Origin of the sequence: Acinetobacter sp. GD03645 (assembly GCF_029845285.1) — a bacterium.
In the GTDB taxonomy this organism is placed as follows: Bacteria; Pseudomonadota; Gammaproteobacteria; order Pseudomonadales; family Moraxellaceae; genus Acinetobacter; species Acinetobacter corruptisaponis.
This window is the reverse complement of the sequence record NZ_JAOCLL010000005.1, coordinates 197,430-214,796: the sequence shown is the minus strand read 5'-3', so window position 1 is coordinate 214,796 and position 17,367 is coordinate 197,430. Positions and strand designations below refer to the sequence as shown.

Sequence of the window (17,367 nt, the reverse complement as noted above, 5' to 3'; positions counted from 1 at the left end):
TTTATGCGGGGATTTTTCTATCTTAGTGTCAATTAAACACGTTCGATAATAGTCGCAATACCTTGGCCAAGACCGATACACATGGTTGCAAGACCAATTTGCGTATCTTGTTGTTCCATCACGTTCAACAATGTTGTTGTGATACGCGCACCAGAACAACCCAATGGGTGACCTAATGCAATTGCACCACCGTTATGGTTGATGATGTCTTGCTTGTCATAGATACCCAGGCCTTTCATTACTGACAGGCCTTGAGCGGCAAACGCTTCATTCAACTCGATGGTTTGAATGTCAGCCATGCTGAGACCAGCACGCTTAAGCGCTTTTTGAGTTGCTGGAACTGGACCGTAACCCATGATCGCAGCATCACAACCTGCAACAGCCATTGAACGAATCACAGCACGTGGTTTTAAGCCAAGTGCCTGAGCGCGTTCAGCAGACATCAACAACATTGCAGAAGCACCATCAGACAAAGCTGAAGATGTTGCAGCAGTAACTGAACCGCCTTTCGGGTCAAATACAGGTTTCAATGCAGCAAAAGCTTCTAGGTTTGCATCTGGACGAATCACTTCATCGACATCGCAAAGCTCAAGGAAGCCTTCCTGGTTATGACCCAAGATGCCTACGATTTCGTTTTTAAAACGACCTTCCTGAGTTGCTGCCCATGCGCGAACGTGAGACTCAACACCAAACTTGTCCTGTTCTTCACGGCTAATGCCATTCATGCGACCCAACATTTCAGCGGTTAAGCCCATCATGTTAGATGCTTTGGCATAGTGTTTAGATGCTTCTGGGTTTAGATCGATGCCGTGCATCATACCTACGTGGCCCATGTGCTCTACACCACCGATGATGAAGATATCACCCTGGTTGGTTGCAATCTGTGCAGCAGCGGTGTGGATCGCCTGCATAGAGGAACCGCAAAGACGGTTAACCGTTTGACCTGCAACAGTCTTAGGTAGGTCAGCAAGTAAACCAATGTTACGAGCAATGTTCATACCTTGCTCTAAAGTCTGGTTTACACAGCCCCAAATCACGTCTTCAACTTCATTTGGGTCAAACTGGTTACGGGCAACGAGGGCACGAACCAATTCAGCAGATAAACTGTCGGCACGTACATTGCGGAACATACCGTTACGTGATTTGCCCATAGCAGAACGAACGCCATCAACAATCACAACGTCACGTGGATTTAAATTAGCCATTCACGTCGCTCCTTAACCGTAGAATTTTGTGTTGTTAGCAGCCATGTCACGCAACATTTGTGGCGCTTCATAAGCCTTACCTAAGTGTGCATATTTGTCGCAAAGCGCAACATATTCAGCAACACCTGTTTGGTCGATGTAACGGCATGGACCACCACGGAATGGAGGGAAACCTACACCCATGATCATCGCCATATCTGCTTCAGAAGCAGTTGCAACGATGTTGTCTTCAAGGCAACGAACGGTTTCGTTACAGAAAGCAAGCATCATGCGGTCAATGATTTCCTGGTTATCAAACTCACGTTTTTCACCAGTTACGAAAGGTGCAATCACTTCATACGCTGTTGGATCAACAGTTTTTGCTTTCTTACCTTTCTTGTCTAACACATATTGGTAGAAACCAACATCGTTCTTTTGACCAAGACGTTTTGCTTCATACATCGCTTCAATCGCGCCTTTGTAGTCTGGCTTCATACGGTCAGGGAAACCTTCCGCCATGACTTCTGCACCATGAACGCCTGTGTCGATACCCACAACGTCGATGAGGTAGGCAGGACCCATTGGCCAGCCAAACTTCGCCATCACATTGTCAACTTGCTGGAAGTCCGCACCGTCTTTTACAAGAAGATCGAACGCACCGAAGTAAGGGAACAATACACGGTTCACAAGGAAGCCTGGGCAATCGTTGACAACGATTGGTGTTTTACCCATTTTTTGGGCAAGTACAACAGTGGTTGCAATCGCTTCTTCAGAAGTCTTTTCACCACGAATCACTTCAACCAATGGCATCATGTGTACTGGGTTGAAGAAGTGCATACCTACGAAGTTTTCAGGACGTTGTAATGCTTTCGCCAAACGCGTGATTGAGATCGTCGATGTGTTAGATGCAATGATCGTGTTTTCACGAACATGCTTTTCAGTGTCTGCTAGTACGATTTCTTTAACTTTAGGGTTCTCAGTTACCGCTTCGATCACGATATCCACTTCTTTAAACTCATCGTAGCTTAAAGTAGGACGAATACGGGCAAGTGTTTCACCCATTTGTGCAGGTTTCATTTTCTTGCGTTCAACTTGCTTGGTCAGTAAGCCATTCGCTTCTTTCATACCTAATGCAAGTTGTGGGTTACCAATGTCTTTCATGATGATTGGAGTGCCTTTGCTTGCCGCTTGGTAAGCAATACCACCACCCATGATACCAGCACCTAGAACAGCTGCTTGGTTTACAGGGTGTGCACCTTTTTCATATTTCTTGGCAGTTTTCTTCACTACCTGGTCATTGATGAATAAACCGATCAATGCACCTGCTTGTGGTGTAATCGCTGCTTTGGCAAAACCTTGTGCTTCCGCTTTTAATGCGTCATCACGTGTTGAGTTTGCGCCTGCCTGTAAAGAATCAAGCAATAATTTTGGCGCAGGGTATTGAGCCGGGTTTGCCTTTGAAAGTACCGCACCTTTCGCAGTGTTGAACGCCATCATTTGTTCCAATGTGTCCAGCTTGATTGCGTCTAGTTTTTCCTGACGTTTTGCTTTCCAGTCAAAACGGCCAGCAATCGCTTGCTTAACCAAGTCAACCGCAGCGTCCTGTAGCTTGTCAGCAGCAACAACCGCATCTACAGCACCATCTTTCAGTGCAGCGGCAGGCTTCTTGGGATTCGCCATTGCCATCCATTCAACGGCATTGTCGATACCGATTAAACGGCTTAAACGTACACTGCCACCAAAACCAGGATAGATACCAAGTTTGATTTCTGGTAAGCCCACCTGTGCCTGCTCTGACATGACACGATAGTCACATACCAGACACATTTCAAAACCGCCACCCAATGCTGTGCCGTTGATTGCAGCAACTTTAGGAATGTCTAAATCTTCAAAGCTGTTGAAGATTTCATGGACAGGCATAAGCCAGTCAACAATCGCCTGTTCACCTGCAGCGAAGTTGTCGCCAAATTCAGTGATGTCTGCACCCACGATAAATGTTGATTTACCAGAGGTAACAACTAAGCCTTTAATGTCGTTATTGGCTTTAACTGCAGCAATCGCTGCCTGGAAGTCTTCAATGGTTGCACGGTTAAATTTATTAACCGACTCACCTTGTAAGTCAAAGCGGAATTCTGCAATTCCGTCCGCAAGCATTTGGACGGTAATGGCATTGCCAGCGTGGATCATGCCTGATCTCCTTGTTGTGGAGGATTCTAAGTTGATGTCATAAAGCTTATGCGCCTGAAAGGGCGCAAAAATGCTTCGCTAATCTTACGATAACTATATCCAAAAAGGACATAACAAGTTGTATCAAGCCGTGACGCGAGGGTCATCAATTTGTTGTGACTCATCGATTGTGTGAATCAGCTAGGCCATAAAAATGGGATAAAAGTGTGTTCCACTTTCTTTAAAGATGGGTTGGGATAAAAAATGAATATCGTTTTTGTCCGATTTAAGTAAGGCAAATTGGTATTTAAGTGCTTAAATTGGGTAGAATAGTCGACTTATTTTTTGTGTGCAATTTGGAAAGTTTGCGATCAAATTGACATTGGGTTTTCATCTGGGCAGATAGAGTAAGTTATGATTAAGTGGATCATATTAGCGATATTTATCATTTCTGCGTTGTATATTCAGCGCCGTGGTAGAGTGAAACATTCATTTTATCGTCAGTTTTTTGACCATTCAACCATTCTCGCACCCATTAATTTTTTAATGTACCTCTTTTCCAGAGTGCCAAACCAACCGTATATCGATACCCAGTATTTCAAGGACCTAAAGGTTCTGGATGAAAACTGGGAAATGATTCGTGATGAGGCCAAGGCCTTATATGACAAGGGTGGCATTAAGGCATCCAGTAGCTATGATGACTTGGGTTTTAACTCTTTCTTTAAAACAGGTTGGAAACGCTTTTACCTGAAATGGTATGACTCGGCACATCCATCTGCGGCTGAACTCTGCCCGAAAACAACAGCTTTATTAAAGACATTACCTAGCATTAAGGCGGCAATGTTTACCGAGCTTGCGCCAGATAGTCGTTTAGTTCGTCACCGCGATCCCTATGCAGGCTCATTGCGTTACCATCTGGGTTTAATAACACCCAATGATGACCGCTGCTTTATTGATGTTGATGGGGAGCGTTATTCATGGCGTGACGGTGAAAGTGTGGTGTTCGATGAAACCTATATTCACTATGCGGAAAATACCACTGACCAGAACCGTATTATCTTTTTCGCTGATGTGGAACGTCCATTAAAAAACCATTTTATGGAAAAGTTTAACCACTGGTTTGGAAAAAGTGTCATGACCGCAGCCAGTTCACCCAATGAGGCAGGTGACCAAACAGGTGGTTTAAACAAGGCTTTTGGCTATATTTATCAAATTCGTATCAAGGCCAAAGCGTTAAAGGCTAAAAATCGTCAGCTTTACTATTTCCTGAAATGGTTCATCATGCTGGGACTGTTTTTCCTGATCTTTATTCGACCTTACGTTTTTTAATCCAGAATAAGATAAACGCCCCCAAAGGGCGTTTTTTAATGCAGCAAATAAGTAGTAATTTGTTTAACCAGATTGTAACAGATGGTCTAATTCAGGATAATCTGACTGGTTTTTATGAAGAGAAATGATAATGAAAAAACAACTATTGATTTGCATGGGTGTGCTTGGACTTACAGCGTGTGGTGGTGGAGATGACGCAATTTATGAGATCGTTGATCCATCCAGCAAGGCTTCTTTTTTTAGTTATGATATTGCCACTGCAAAGGCAGGAGATGATTTAACGAAAAAAACTTATCAGGTCGATAAAGATAAAAATTTCATCGTAAATTATTCTCAGGCACCAAAACTGCAAACGGAAGCAACCCGCAATTTCCTAACCAAAGATGAGCTATCCCAGATTTCCCCGCCGCAGAACACCACTGGTGCATATTGGGTTGGAGACAATGCAATATTCAATGATACAGTGCTGGAATATGAACCTTATAATTTTGGAAACAAAACGCCATTCAAGCTAAGTTATCAGTTGAAGAAGATTGATTTGTCTGGTCAGGAGATCGCGGATTATCTGGACTATTTTTATACACAAGCTCAGCGCTCAACGAAAGTGGGTGACACCACACTTGGCCTAATTAAAAGCTTAACCGTGGCAACCACAGACAAGTTCCCCAACAATGCTGTGTGCTGGCAGAAACAGGTACAACTGAGTACTCAGGATTATATCGAGTTTTATCCAACCCAGGCCCTTGACCATGTCAGCACCAACAACACTGTTTTAGGTGCAGGAACCTGGCAAAATGCAGGCTGGACTGTTTACCAGCCAAGTGATACGCAGAACCTGGCCGATACACGTGTACTGTATCAAAACAAGGAGTATTGGGGATTTGCACATGCACAAAAGGAGGTGAATGATGCTCAACCGAATAGTGTGCTGGCCTGTGACTTCTTTAATGACACTGCATTCAAGAGTGTGGATAAGGTGCTGAACAAGGTTTTCTAATTCGATACTTGCCAGCTATGTCGGAAAGATGGATTTCAGTTGACCAGACTTGAAATTCATCTACTCAGGCTACATCATCAAAACATTACTGATGATGAAAGTCTGCTGTGAATTCAAACGCGCGTGAACACATTGAAAAAATCCTGACCCACATGACCCAACTGCCAGGTGTCTATAAGATGCTGGGCAAGGATGGCGAGTTGCTGTACGTGGGCAAGGCAAAAAACCTAAAAAACCGTGTATCAAGTTACTTTGTTAAAACCATTGAACATCCCAAAACACAGGCATTGGTTGCCCGTATCTATGATATCGAGACATTGGTTGTCCGTTCTGAAACCGAAGCGCTACTGCTTGAACAAAATCTGATTAAACTGCATCGTCCCCCATACAACATTATGCTGCGCGATGATAAGTCTTATGTCTATATCTTTGTCTCGGCAGACAAGCCCTATCCCCGCATTGCCAGTGGACGTGGCAAGGGCAAGCATCAGGTCGGCAAGTTTTTTGGGCCTTATCCAAGTGCCTATAGCGCAAGGGATACCTTACTGATTCTGCAAAAACTGTTTAATGTACGCCAGTGTGAAAATAGCTATTTTTTCCAGCGCAAGCGTCCCTGCCTGCAATACCAGATTAAGCGCTGTACCGCGCCGTGTGTAGGTTTGATCAGCCCAGAAGAATATAAAGAAGATGTTGATAACTCAATCCGTTTTCTACAGGGAGATACCAAAGAACTGAATCAGGAACTGATTGGAAAAATGGAACAGGCGGCTGAAGCACTGGAATTTGAAAAGGCAGTGTTCTATCGGGACCGTTTGGCCTTGCTGCGTGAGGTTCAGGCACAGCAGGCAGTATTTAAAATCAAGGGTGAGGCGGATATTTTGGCGATTGCCCATCAGGCAGGCGTAACCTGCGTCCAGATCATGTATGTGCGCAATGGACGTATGCTGGGCGGAAAAAGTTATTTTCCTGATATGTTGGGAGATGACTTGGGCCAGATGCTCAGTGATTTTATGGCCAACTTCTATTTTCAGGTGGCGGATGAGGTGCCAACTGAGTTGATTGTGAATGTCGATGTGCCTGACCGAATACAGCTTGAAGAGGCCTTGCAGCAAACCTTTAATAAAAAGGTGCAGATTAAATATAAAGTGCGTGAGACACGGGCAGAATGGCAAGAGCTGGCACAGATGAATGTGCAACATGCGATTAAAGGCAAACTCAGCAATCATTTGGAGTTAACTGAACGCTTTTATCAGCTTGAGCAGGTGGTGGGTCGTCCCATTGACCGAATTGAATGTTTTGACATTAGTCATACCATGGGTGAGGCACCGATTGCCTCCTGTGTGGTGTTTGATCAGGGCGGCGCGAGAAAGCGAGATTATCGTCAGTTTGCCATTCAGGATATTACAGGTGGCGATGACTATGCTGCGATGCGCCAGGCACTGATCCGCCGCTATAAAAAGAATATGTTGCCTGATCTGCTCCTGATTGATGGCGGTAAGGGGCAACTGCATATGGCAATGGATGTGATGCAGGAACTTCAGCTTGATGCCTTTATGATCGGCGTGTCCAAGGGTGAGGGTCGTAAGCCTGGTTTGGAGACACTGCATTTTACCGATGGCACCAAGATTCAGCTTTCGGAAGACCACAAGGCACTCCATTTGATCCAGCAGGTTCGGGATGAGGCACACCGCTTTGCCATTACCAAGCATCGGGCGAAACGGGACAAGCGCCGTAGCAGCTCTGTGCTGGAAGCCATTCCAGGGTTGGGGCCTAAACGCCGTCGTGATCTTTTAACTCATTTTGGTGGGATTCAGGGTGTACTGAAAGCTTCGGAAAAAGAATTGATGCTGGTGCCAGGCTTGGGAGAAGTGATGGCACGAACAATTTATAAAATTCTGCATGAGTAAATTGACCAAATTGCTCAGTGACTGGTGCGTCAATGATCATTCACAACTGTACAAAAACGTTTAAAGATAAATTTTTTAACGCTTAGGAAAAAATGATGTCATTGCTTCCGCTGTATCAACAGGTTGAACAACAGGAATGGGTTGATATTCCATCAGGCTGGCTACAGGGCCGCACCGTGTTTGGTGGTCTGATTGCTGGGCTTCTCATTCAAAAGGCGCTGAGCGTGGTGCAGGATACGGCAAAACAGTTATTAAGCTGTAACGTGACCTTTGTTGGCCCTGTACAGGAGGGGCAGGCAAAACTCACGGCTGAGATTTTGCGGCAGGGCAAGTCAGTGACAACACTTGAGGTGCGTTTGTGGCAGGAAGATGCCGTACAAAGTATTTTGGTGGCAAGTTTTGGTTCAGCCCGTGAATCCCGCATCAATGTTCATAACCTGCCACAGGTTCCTGATTATCCGAGTCCTGAGCAACTGGATAAAACAGCCTATATTGAGGGCTTGATGCCACAATGTTTACAGCAATTTGAACTGTGTTGGGCTGAGGGAAGCTATCCAATGGCGGGAAGTAAACTGCCAGATTTTGGTGGCTGGAGTCGTTTTGCACCACATCGTCACGACAACCGTGAAATGCAGTTGGCTGACCTGTTTGCACTCATGGACGTTTGGCCACCTGGGGTGTTGCCCATGTTTAAAACCCCAGCACCTGCGAGTTCCTTAAGCTGGCAGATTACCTATCTGCATCCAATTGCCAATCAGGTTCAGGACTGGTTTAAATACAAGGTGGTGACGGAGTTTGCTGAACACGGCTATTCAACCGAATATGCCTACTTGTGGGACCGTGAAAACCGTTTAATCGCTGTGCTGAGACAGACAGTGGCTGTATTTGCCTGAACTAATGGTAGCATCGGATGAGTTAAAATATAAACGGGTGTTCATCGACACTGCGGTGTATTTCGTATAAAGTTGCTTACAGATGGATACAATCTCAGCACATCCTATACTTATAGCGAATATATGTATTGGATGCGAACAACATGGCGGTGTTTATGAGCACAGGGCGAATCCTGAACATTCCTAATATTTTAACTTTGGCGCGTATTGCCCTTATTCCCGTATTTTTGGCAATTGCATATTGGCCGCCTGCCATTGGGATTGCTGAGCATCATGGGGGAATGATGCGTCATGTGATATTGACCGCCATATTTGTGCTGGCGGCTATCACTGACTGGTTTGATGGCTATCTGGCCAGAACACTCAACCAAACCTCTGCCTTTGGACGTTTCCTTGATCCTGTTGCCGATAAGTTGATGGTTGCGGCGGCATTGATTGTACTGGTGCAATGGCAACCGACCATTTCAATGGCTTTTGCGGCGATCGTGATTATTTCCCGTGAAATCACCGTGTCTGCGCTACGTGAATGGATGGCGGAACTGGGTGCCCGTACCAGTGTGGCAGTGTCGACTGTGGGTAAATATAAAACCGCTTTCCAGATGATTGCGATCAGTGTCTTTCTATTGAACTGGAAACCATTGGAAATGTGGGCCTATGCCTTGCTTTATGCGGCAGTGATTTTGACGTTGTGGTCGATGTTTATTTATATGAAAGCGGCATGGCCTTATCTGAAACAGCCCTAACTATTTTTCTGTATTGCCATATAAATTAAGGCTTTTCTTTTGAAAGGCCTTTTTATATCTGTTCAGAAAAAACAGACAAGAAAAAAGCCCATAACAACGATGAGCTTAGTTCTCTAACTCTAAGGAAAAGTCATGCTCTTTTGGGGAAAGTATGCTGAAGAACAGAATCATCATATGAGAATTTGTTGATATTTACAACGCATAAAAATGTAAATATTTTTTAATATTCTCAGGTTTAATTTCCATGACTTTCAGAAAGGGTGGCAAATTTATGCTCAATCTGTGCGGCATTGCCTTGCAAGATTTCAATCAGCTTTTGAATATTTAGAAAGTCAAAACGGTTCTTTGAGGCAACCAACGTCAATGCAATGGGTGCTTCCTTGCTTGAGAAACGAATTGGCACTGAAAGGCCACAAACCATCGGGTCAATCTCACCTTGTGATAAATAGAAGCCCTGTTTCTTGATTTTTCGCATCTGCTGCATAAACTCATCAGCATTATGGGCAAAGCCAACCTGAGATAGTTCGTGGGTAAACTGTTGATAGTAGGCCTGAATCCGTTGCTTGGTTAAATGGGCAATCACGATTTTTGGAGAGGCTCCGACATATACAGGGCGCGGACAGCCCCTGCCGTATGAGATGAGTTCCGCTTCCTTAAAGGTTTCATGGTGCAGGTCGATGCAATAGTCATGGTTCAGGTAGGTCAGCAGGCAGCACAGTTCGGTACGTTCCACAATATCCCGCATAAAGGGGATGCTGATCTGCACCAATGGGTCGGTACTGTGTGAAATATAATCCAGAACGGCAATTTTAGAACCTAAAGTGTAGTCACCCGATGTACCACTGATCCGCTTTAACATATCAGTCGACACCAGTTCCTTGAGGTAACGGTAGGCGGTTGGTTTGGAAAGACCGAGCTCATCACAAATGATATCGACATTGATAATCGGGCGTGAAACTGAAAACAAGTCCAGCACGGTGAGAATTTTACCAAAACTCGAAATTGCCATGATGAGACATCTACTCCTTAAAATAACCTTAAAACCGAACTTTTATTGCTTTATAACAGAAAAATTTAAGGTCGGATATGGACTTTTGGACTTGATCGGCAGGCAAGATTAAATTAATGCTTCTGCTGAGAAAATCAGGGTGTTTTAAAAGCATTATTCTAAATTAAATTTATATATTATCAAATGGTGATAATTTATCTTGACTAATGCGCTGGGTTTTGAAAAAATTGTCGGTGCAATGTCTTTATTGGATAATTATTTTTAGGCTCACGCTGCAAAAACTCCAATCATTGTGCATCACTCCAAATCATCAGTTCTCACCTTGTCAAAGCAATCTGGCTGTTTCCAGATTGGCTGATTCTGTTGTCACATTTATATGTGAGGTAGATGATAGGGGCGGTAGGCTGATCCTGAATTGAGACACGTTCATGTTATTTAAACAGTTGTTGGCTTTTCGCCCGAGCCGACTTGACCTCATTTTTGCCTGCAAAACATTTGTGGCAGGTATGCTGGCGCTGTTTGTCTCATTTGAGCTGGATTTGATTAATCCAATGTGGTCGATTGGAACAGTGATGATCATTGCCAATCCCTATTCAGGCATGGTGTCCTCAAAATGTGTCTACCGCCTGATTGGTACGCTTGCAGGGGCAATGATTGCCTTGCTGTTGACACCACATTTTATTAATACGCCGTGGCTGTTTACCGTTGTGCTGTCCTTATGGGTTGGCTTTGCTTTATATGTTTCATTGCTGGACCGCACACCACGCAGTTACGTGTTTATGCTGGCGGGATACTCAACCGCAATGATTGTCTATAACGCCATTACCTATATGGACACTTACAATATCTTTGACATTGCCTTGGCCCGTGTACTGGAAATTTCAGTGGGGGTCATTTCAACCGCTGTGGTTTCCGCCACATTCTTTCCTGTTCATGTGGGTGCCATGATTAAGCAGCGTGTCAATAAAACCCTGAATGATCTGGAAAGTACTTTTGAGAAGCTGGTTACGGTTCAGGAGTCGCCAGATAGTTACACTCAGGTTTTGTCCGTGATTACCCGTGATGCCTCGGATATCCATGCCTTGGCGGTGCATCTAGCCTATGAAAAAGGTGAACTCAAAGGCATGACCAAACCGTTGCAGGAAATGCTGCATCAGGTTTCACTGGTGGTTGCCAACCTTGTCGCCTTATCCCAGCGGGTCAAACAGCTTGAGCAAATGCAACTGACCAGTCTTTCGCCACATTTAAGCGTAATTCGTCAGGATGCCTTGGCTTTTTTAAAGCAGGAACGAACATTAACGGCTATGGATTTGCAAGGCTTGCCAAACAGGTTTGAACAGGATTTTGCCGAACTGATCTTGATGGCAACGCCTGAGCAGCAAATTGTATTGGCTGCATTGAAGATGGATGTGCGCCATTTTATTGCCAATATTCTGGCAGTGAAGCTGCTGTGGCAACAGATTCAGCAAGGCAATAAAGAGATTCCAGCGGAAATCACGGCGATGACTACCAAATATCCAAGTTTGCACCGTGATCATGGTATTGCGATTCGAGGTGGAATCAGTGCGGTCTTGATTACCTTTATTGTCACTGCCGCATGGATTCTTTCAGGCTGGAAAGCAGGTTTTATGATGGCGCAGATGGGTGCGATTACCGCCTGTATCCTAACGGCTTTGGACAATCCTGTGCCTGTACTGCGGATTTTCATTTGGGGCAGTATTGTCTCAGCGGGTCTGGTGTTTGTATATGCCTTTGGGATATTTCCGCATATCACGGCATTTTGGCAACTGGCCTTGGTTTTATTCCCAGTATTTCTGGTGGCTGTCACAATGATGGCCAATCAGATGCTGATGCCGATTGGCATGGTGCTTGGAATTAACACCATGATGGGGCTGAATCTACATAATAAATACACCATTGATGCAGTGTCCTATCTGGACAGCTCATTTGCAATGATTCTGGGGGTATTGGTTTCACTGATTGTGATTGACCTTGTACGTGCCGTTTCACCCGACACCAGCGCGACCCGAATTTTGGCCCTGCATTACCAGGCCATGCGTCAGGCAATTAACCTGTCCTATGGCAGTGACTTCAAGATTCATTTACGCAGCATGCTGGACCGTGTTGGGGTGCTGAATACCAAGATGGTACAGAATCCAGAGATCAAGACCTCAATCCAGAATGCATTGATTGAGAGTAGTTCAATTATTGATTTGGTGCGTTTGCAGGAAATCAGCCAGAAGTTGCCTCAATTCGATGATTTACAGTATGCCGTCAAGCTATTGCAACAGCAGCTTGCTGAATACTTTCAATCACAGGAGGCGCAGCTTTCGCTGAATCATTTTCCAATACAGATTGTGCAGCAGATAGAGGTCTTACAGGGCATTGCAGAACAGATTGAAGATAGGCAATTGCGTCAACGGTTGCTGATTTCCCTTAACAATATTTGCAAAAGTATTGGGCATATTTCAACAGAACAGCAGTATTCGGAAATGTATGGCTTAGGTGTGTCACATGGGTGAAATGAATATTTATGGGATCTATTTTCCTATCTTATTGGTGCAGGCCATTATTGCCTATGTGTTGTTTAAGGTCATGAGTCCATTGATTGACCGTCTGGTGGTGAAAGGCTGGATTGCACTGCCCAGTATTTTCAATCTGTGCTTCTACCTGGGGTTGCTATTGCTGGTGCATGGGCTGTTTGTCTGGTTGTGGATATAAGGTTTTTAAATAGATTCTTCATGAAATTGAACAAGCTGGAAATAAGTGTGAAAGGTGATCAACATGAATGCATTTGATGTGCGCAAAGTCATACGTCCGATTGTATTACTGGTGGCGGTTTTCATTGCGGTTTATGCGGTGGTGCATTTATGGAATTACTACAATGCCGCACCGTGGACGCGTGATGGACGTGTGCGTGGCGATGTGGTTCAGGTTGCCTCTGATGTCAATGGTCTGGTGACAGAGGTACTGGTACAGGACAACCAGACCGTGAAAAAGGGGCAGGTGCTTTTTAAGGTTGATGTTGCACGTCAGGCACTTGATGTTGAGCAGGCCAGGTCTGATCTGGCTAAAGCCAAAGCAGGATTGGCTCAGGCACATGCAAATCTGGCAGGTGCCAAAGCCAGTCTGGTCAAGACAGAAGCCAATATGAAATTGGCGGAAAAGAATGCGGCACGCTATGCCAGCCTGATGGATGGTGCGATTTCCAAAAAGGAACAGGATCAGGTTTTTGCAACGCGTGATCAGGCCATTGCCGAGCGAGAGCAACTGGTGGCAAGCATTGAGCAGGCCAATGCCGCTATTCAGCAGCAACAGGCCCTGATTGAGGTTGCCAATAGCAATCTACATTTGGCGCAGTTGAATTTACAGCGTTCAGAAGTGGTTGCACCAGCGGATGGTACCTTATCGAACTTTGATTTGCGTGTCGGTAATTATGTGAAAGTGGGGCAGGCGGTTGCGGCCTTGCTTGATCGTCATCAACTGTATGTGGTGGGTTATTTTGAGGAGACCAAACTCAATCGTATTCATGTGGGAGATCAGGCCACAGTACAGCTCATGGGAGATCACCAGAAAATTCGTGGGCATGTGCAGGGCATTGCAATGGGAATTGAAGATCGTGAGCGTTCAGGTAGCTCCAATTTATTGGCAAATGTGAATCCCACCTTTAGCTGGGTACGTTTGGCCCAGCGTGTGCCAGTGAAAATTGTGCTGGATGAGCAACCACAGAATCCGTTGGCCTTTGTTTCAGGACGAACAGCAACGGTTAGAATTATTGAAAAATGATCAAGGTATAATCCCAGCAGGATCACGATACCAGCTTTGAATCAGTAGTGCAGCAGCAAAACTATCCGCTGATAAACGTTTGGCTCGGCCTTGTTCCTGATAAAATTCGAGTTCTTGCCTTGCTTCACGGGTGGTGAGACGTTCATCCACCATCCATGTTTCAATATTGGTCTGATGGCGTAAACGCCGTGCAAACTTACGCGCACGCGCTGACAGTTCAGACTCAGTTTCATCCATATTCAATGGCAAACCCACCAAAAACAGATTTGGTTGCCATTCCCTGACCAGTTTTAACAATTGATTCCAGTCAGGAATACCATCTTTCATGGCAAATAATGGCAGGGGAGTGGCACTTTCAATAGTGGATTGACCAATTGCCATCCCCATTTTTTGGGTACCAAAATCAAAAGCCATGATGGATTGGGACGCTTGCATATCAGGCATGACCAATCTCGGAAGCAAACCAGATACGGTCTACCCCAATTTTTTTATAGGCTGCATCCCAACGGTCGTCATAAGGCAAGTTGAAAATCAGGTCCATGTCGGATTCACAGATTAGCCAGTCACCCCGTGCAATTTCTTCCTCAAGCTGGTTTTTGCTCCAGCTCGCATAGCCTAACGCAATCTGGTAACGCCCCACACCTTCGTTATGGGCAATCGCATCCAGAATATCCTTGCTGGTGGTGATACAGACATTCTCTCCAACCGCAATCGACGAGTGCCAGGTTGGTTGGCCCGTATGCAGCACAAAGCCAGCTTCAGGACGTAAAGGGCCACCCTGCAAAACCGCATGTGGCTGTACGTTGTCTGCATCGATCTCCAAATCGTTGAGAAGTTCCCTGATCTGTAGGTTTGATGGGCGATTAATCACGATGCCCTGAGCACCATCCTCATCATGACGAGCAACATAAATGACTGTGTTTGCAAAGAAGTCATCTGCCATGTCTGGTGGAGCGATAAGACAACGGTGAGTTAAATATTGTTTCGTCACCTAGGCGGTTCTCCATCAAAACAGGTCCCACTTTAAAAAGGGGGATTTAGGGGGATTAAATAATAGGTTGTTTTTATCAACATACAAGAGTTGATCGGATTTCGCCAATCATTTTCTGATATTTTGTCGTAGAACCTAGGCTGACTGGAATTTGAGCTGGCGTAACTGTCTGGCGTGCTGCAAGGTGGTTTCGCTAATTTCAACACCACCAGACATGCGGGCAAGCTCCAGAATACGCTGTTCTTCATCCAGTTCAATGATGGTGCTGCTAGCGGGGTCGGTCTGTTGTTTCTTCACCAGCAAGTGCTGGTCAGACTGTGCTGCAACCTGAGCCTGATGGGTGATACAAAGCAACTGTACGTGCTGTGCCAGGTCAGCCAATAAACGCCCCACCACTTCAGCCGTACCACCACTGATCCCGACATCGATTTCGTCAAATACCAACACTTCAGATTCGGTTTTTTCAGCATTCATGACCTGCATTACCAGGGCGATACGTGACAGTTCACCGCCTGATGCAACACGGGCCAGCGGTTGTGGTGGAATACCCTTGTTGGCCGTGAATAAGAGTTGAATAAAACTTAGACCCTCGGCATTGGCTGCTTCCAGAGGTTCAAACTTAAACTCAAAATATGCTTCTGGTAATGCCAGTGGTTTGACTTGCTCAGTCAGCTGTTTTGCCAATGGAATGGCAGCTTCACGACGGATTTCATCCAGATGCTGTGCCTGTTGCATAAACTCCTGATAGGAGGTTTCAACCTGTTCCGCCAAGGTTTCAGGATCTTCCAGTTGATGTAGCTGCTCCAGTTCCTGCTGCCAGGTTTCATATTCCTGTTTGAGTAGTTCAGGCTGGGTACGGTATTTACGTGCAAGGCGGTGAAAGATTTCCAGGGTTGCATTGAGCTGTTCCATGCGCTCAGGATCAAAGCTTTGACGGTCAATAAACTGACGTAGGCTTGAGGTGGCATCATCAATCTCACTTTGTGCATTTAACAGTGAATTGTAGATACTGGAAAGCTGTTCACTGCGACCAGCATGCGACTCTAAACGACGAATAATGGAGGCGATTTCCTGCGTGATATTTTGCTCAGCCTCATCCAGCACATTTAGGCCATAACCACAGTCCTGCATAATGTGCTCATGGTGGCTAAGGCGGTCAAATTCCTGTTCAATCTCTCGGTAATCGGTTTGAATCACATCTTCCAGTTCTTCTATTTGTGATTCAAGGGATTGTATTCTTTGAATTCGGGTGGTTTGTGCATCCAATGCGGCTTGATGTTGTCTAATATTTTTTTGCCATGTCGCATAGGCCTCACGTACCGTATTGGCGGGAGCGGCAAAGTTGCTATAACGGTCGAGCCAGTGTTTCGGGTAAGGTGGTTCAAGTAGCTGCTGTTGGCTATGCTGGCTATAGAGCTGGACCAATAAACGTCCAATCTCCTTGAGCTCAGCCAAGCTACTTGGACGGCCATTAATCCAGGCCTTGCTGCGTCCAGTGGCAAAAATCACGCGTCTTAAATGAATCTCACCTGAATCCTCATCCAGTTCATGCTCAGCCAACCATTTAGCCTCTACACTATCGGGTTTATAGCTAAAAACAGCGGTCACATCGGCCTTGTCCGCTCCATAGCGTACATAATTGGTGTCGGTACGTTCCCCCAGACAGGCGGAGAGTGCATCTAACAATAACGATTTGCCTGCGCCAGTTTCACCAGTCAGCACATTGAAACCCTGTTCAATGTCCAGTGCCAGATGGTCGGCAAGTGCAAAATTAATTAAAGTTAAATGGGTGAGCATAAATGCATCCAATGCACAGAATATTTTGCTTAAAGATAAAGAAGTTTTATCGTAGCGACAAGAGTGAATTACGCTTGGCAATATTAAAAAAATAAAATCAACAGGCACTAAATATGGGAATAAAAATTGCTAGTTTTGCATAAGGAAATGGATTGATTAGTTGCGATGGCACAATTAAACTACGTCCAGCATAATCTAATATAAATGCGGCATTATTTGGAGAGTACGCATGAGTTCAGTGCAGTTTGATCATGTAACGGTCATCAAAAAATCGAATGTGTATTTTGGTGGGGCATGTATCAGTCATACAGTACAGTTTGAAGACGGTACAAAAAAGACTTTAGGTGTGATTTTACCCACTGAACAGCCTTTAACCTTTGCGACCCATGTGCCAGAGCGTATGGAAATCATTTCGGGTGAATGTCGGGTTAAAATTGCTGACAGTACTGAAAGTGAATTGTTCCGTGCGGGACAGTCTTTCTATGTGCCTGGAAATAGCAAGTTTGACATTGAGACGGATGAAGTCCTTGATTACGTTTGCCATTTAGAAGGCTAACCTATTCCT

At 45.1% G+C, this 17,367-nt stretch carries 15 protein-coding genes; 9 read left to right on the top strand and 6 right to left on the bottom strand.

All coding sequences use genetic code 11. The annotated features are described in order from the left end of the window. Positions 1-32: 32 nt before the first annotated feature. Both fadA and fadB read right to left on the bottom strand, forming a co-directional pair. Complete coding sequence (gene fadA / locus N5J47_RS05955) at positions 33-1,205, bottom strand: acetyl-CoA C-acyltransferase FadA (RefSeq protein WP_267981496.1); 1,173 nt, start codon at positions 1,203-1,205, stop codon at positions 33-35. A gap of 12 nt (positions 1,206-1,217) precedes the next feature. Continuing rightward, a complete protein-coding gene (gene fadB, locus N5J47_RS05950) occupies positions 1,218-3,371 on the bottom strand; it encodes a fatty acid oxidation complex subunit alpha FadB (RefSeq protein ID WP_279961122.1) in 2,154 nt (717 codons plus the stop codon). 393 nt (positions 3,372-3,764) lie between these two features. On the opposite strand from fadB, the gene lpxO reads away from it, so the two are divergent. From lpxO to pgsA, 5 genes are all read left to right on the top strand, one after another. Further along, positions 3,765-4,679: a lipid A hydroxylase LpxO gene (gene lpxO, locus N5J47_RS05945; protein ID WP_279961123.1), complete on the top strand. Its 915-nt coding sequence runs from the start codon at positions 3,765-3,767 to the stop codon at positions 4,677-4,679. Positions 4,680-4,809: 130 nt separating this feature from the next. Beyond that, positions 4,810-5,676 (top strand): hypothetical protein, encoded by an 867-nt coding sequence (locus N5J47_RS05940; protein ID WP_279961124.1) that lies wholly within the window; start codon positions 4,810-4,812, stop codon positions 5,674-5,676. 107 nt (positions 5,677-5,783) lie between these two features. Next, positions 5,784-7,583: an excinuclease ABC subunit UvrC gene (gene uvrC / locus N5J47_RS05935; RefSeq protein WP_279961125.1), complete on the top strand. Its 1,800-nt coding sequence runs from the start codon at positions 5,784-5,786 to the stop codon at positions 7,581-7,583. 95 nt (positions 7,584-7,678) lie between these two features. After that, positions 7,679-8,476, top strand: a complete 798-nt coding sequence (locus N5J47_RS05930) for a thioesterase family protein (RefSeq protein ID WP_267981489.1) — start codon at positions 7,679-7,681, stop codon at positions 8,474-8,476. Between the two features lie 155 nt (positions 8,477-8,631). After that, a complete protein-coding gene (pgsA, locus tag N5J47_RS05925) occupies positions 8,632-9,219 on the top strand; it encodes a CDP-diacylglycerol--glycerol-3-phosphate 3-phosphatidyltransferase (RefSeq protein ID WP_267981628.1) in 588 nt (195 codons plus the stop codon). Positions 9,220-9,454: 235 nt separating this feature from the next. On the opposite strand, the gene N5J47_RS05920 is transcribed toward pgsA, so the two are convergent. After that, positions 9,455-10,228 (bottom strand): IclR family transcriptional regulator C-terminal domain-containing protein, encoded by a 774-nt coding sequence (locus N5J47_RS05920; protein ID WP_279961126.1) that lies wholly within the window; start codon positions 10,226-10,228, stop codon positions 9,455-9,457. Positions 10,229-10,656: 428 nt separating this feature from the next. Between N5J47_RS05920 and N5J47_RS05915 the strand changes: the two genes are divergently transcribed. The 3 genes from N5J47_RS05915 (at position 10,657) to N5J47_RS05905 (ending at position 14,014) form a co-directional block, all read left to right on the top strand. Next, positions 10,657-12,750 carry an FUSC family protein gene (locus N5J47_RS05915; RefSeq protein WP_279961127.1) on the top strand — a complete coding sequence of 698 codons (2,094 nt, stop codon included), beginning with the start codon at positions 10,657-10,659 and terminating at the stop codon, positions 12,748-12,750. After that, positions 12,743-12,949 (top strand): DUF1656 domain-containing protein, encoded by a 207-nt coding sequence (locus tag N5J47_RS05910; protein WP_279961128.1) that lies wholly within the window; start codon positions 12,743-12,745, stop codon positions 12,947-12,949. Before N5J47_RS05915 ends, N5J47_RS05910 begins: the two co-directional genes overlap by 8 nt. Positions 12,950-13,012: 63 nt before the next feature. Further along, the gene (locus tag N5J47_RS05905) at positions 13,013-14,014 is read left to right on the top strand and encodes an HlyD family secretion protein (RefSeq protein WP_279961129.1); all 1,002 of its coding nucleotides are present in this window, start codon (positions 13,013-13,015) and stop codon (positions 14,012-14,014) included. Here the strand turns inward: N5J47_RS05905 and ruvX are convergent, their stop codons facing one another. From ruvX to recN, 3 genes are all read right to left on the bottom strand, one after another. Continuing rightward, positions 14,015-14,458, bottom strand: a complete 444-nt coding sequence (gene ruvX / locus N5J47_RS05900) for a Holliday junction resolvase RuvX (protein ID WP_279961130.1) — start codon at positions 14,456-14,458, stop codon at positions 14,015-14,017. Further along, a complete protein-coding gene (locus N5J47_RS05895) occupies positions 14,451-15,005 on the bottom strand; it encodes a YqgE/AlgH family protein (RefSeq protein ID WP_279961131.1) in 555 nt (184 codons plus the stop codon). The genes ruvX and N5J47_RS05895 overlap by 8 nt, the downstream gene beginning before the upstream one ends. 135 nt (positions 15,006-15,140) lie before the next feature. Then, on the bottom strand, positions 15,141-16,802 hold the full coding sequence (gene recN, locus N5J47_RS05890; RefSeq protein ID WP_279961132.1) for a DNA repair protein RecN: 1,662 nt from the start codon (positions 16,800-16,802) through the stop codon (positions 15,141-15,143). Between the two features lie 229 nt (positions 16,803-17,031). On the opposite strand from recN, the gene N5J47_RS05885 reads away from it, so the two are divergent. After that, a complete protein-coding gene (locus N5J47_RS05885) occupies positions 17,032-17,358 on the top strand; it encodes a pyrimidine/purine nucleoside phosphorylase (protein WP_004680708.1) in 327 nt (108 codons plus the stop codon). Positions 17,359-17,367: the final 9 nt, after the last annotated feature.

Bases quoted from the DNA above. Each gene is read 5' to 3' on its own strand.
- N5J47_RS05905 (WP_279961129.1), top strand. From the start codon at position 13,013: ATGAATGCATTTGATGTGCGCAAAGTCATACGTCCGATTGTATTACTG.
- recN (WP_279961132.1), bottom strand. From the start codon at position 16,802: ATGCTCACCCATTTAACTTTAATTAATTTTGCACTTGCCGACCATCTG.
- lpxO (WP_279961123.1), top strand. From the start codon at position 3,765: ATGATTAAGTGGATCATATTAGCGATATTTATCATTTCTGCGTTGTAT.
- N5J47_RS05910 (WP_279961128.1), top strand. From the start codon at position 12,743: ATGGGTGAAATGAATATTTATGGGATCTATTTTCCTATCTTATTGGTG.
- fadB (WP_279961122.1), bottom strand. From the start codon at position 3,371: ATGATCCACGCTGGCAATGCCATTACCGTCCAAATGCTTGCGGACGGA.
- pgsA (WP_267981628.1), top strand. From the start codon at position 8,632: ATGAGCACAGGGCGAATCCTGAACATTCCTAATATTTTAACTTTGGCG.
- N5J47_RS05920 (WP_279961126.1), bottom strand. From the start codon at position 10,228: ATGGCAATTTCGAGTTTTGGTAAAATTCTCACCGTGCTGGACTTGTTT.
- N5J47_RS05930 (WP_267981489.1), top strand. From the start codon at position 7,679: ATGTCATTGCTTCCGCTGTATCAACAGGTTGAACAACAGGAATGGGTT.
- ruvX (WP_279961130.1), bottom strand. From the start codon at position 14,458: ATGCCTGATATGCAAGCGTCCCAATCCATCATGGCTTTTGATTTTGGT.
- N5J47_RS05915 (WP_279961127.1), top strand. From the start codon at position 10,657: ATGTTATTTAAACAGTTGTTGGCTTTTCGCCCGAGCCGACTTGACCTC.
- N5J47_RS05940 (WP_279961124.1), top strand. From the start codon at position 4,810: ATGAAAAAACAACTATTGATTTGCATGGGTGTGCTTGGACTTACAGCG.
- fadA (WP_267981496.1), bottom strand. From the start codon at position 1,205: ATGGCTAATTTAAATCCACGTGACGTTGTGATTGTTGATGGCGTTCGT.
- N5J47_RS05885 (WP_004680708.1), top strand. From the start codon at position 17,032: ATGAGTTCAGTGCAGTTTGATCATGTAACGGTCATCAAAAAATCGAAT.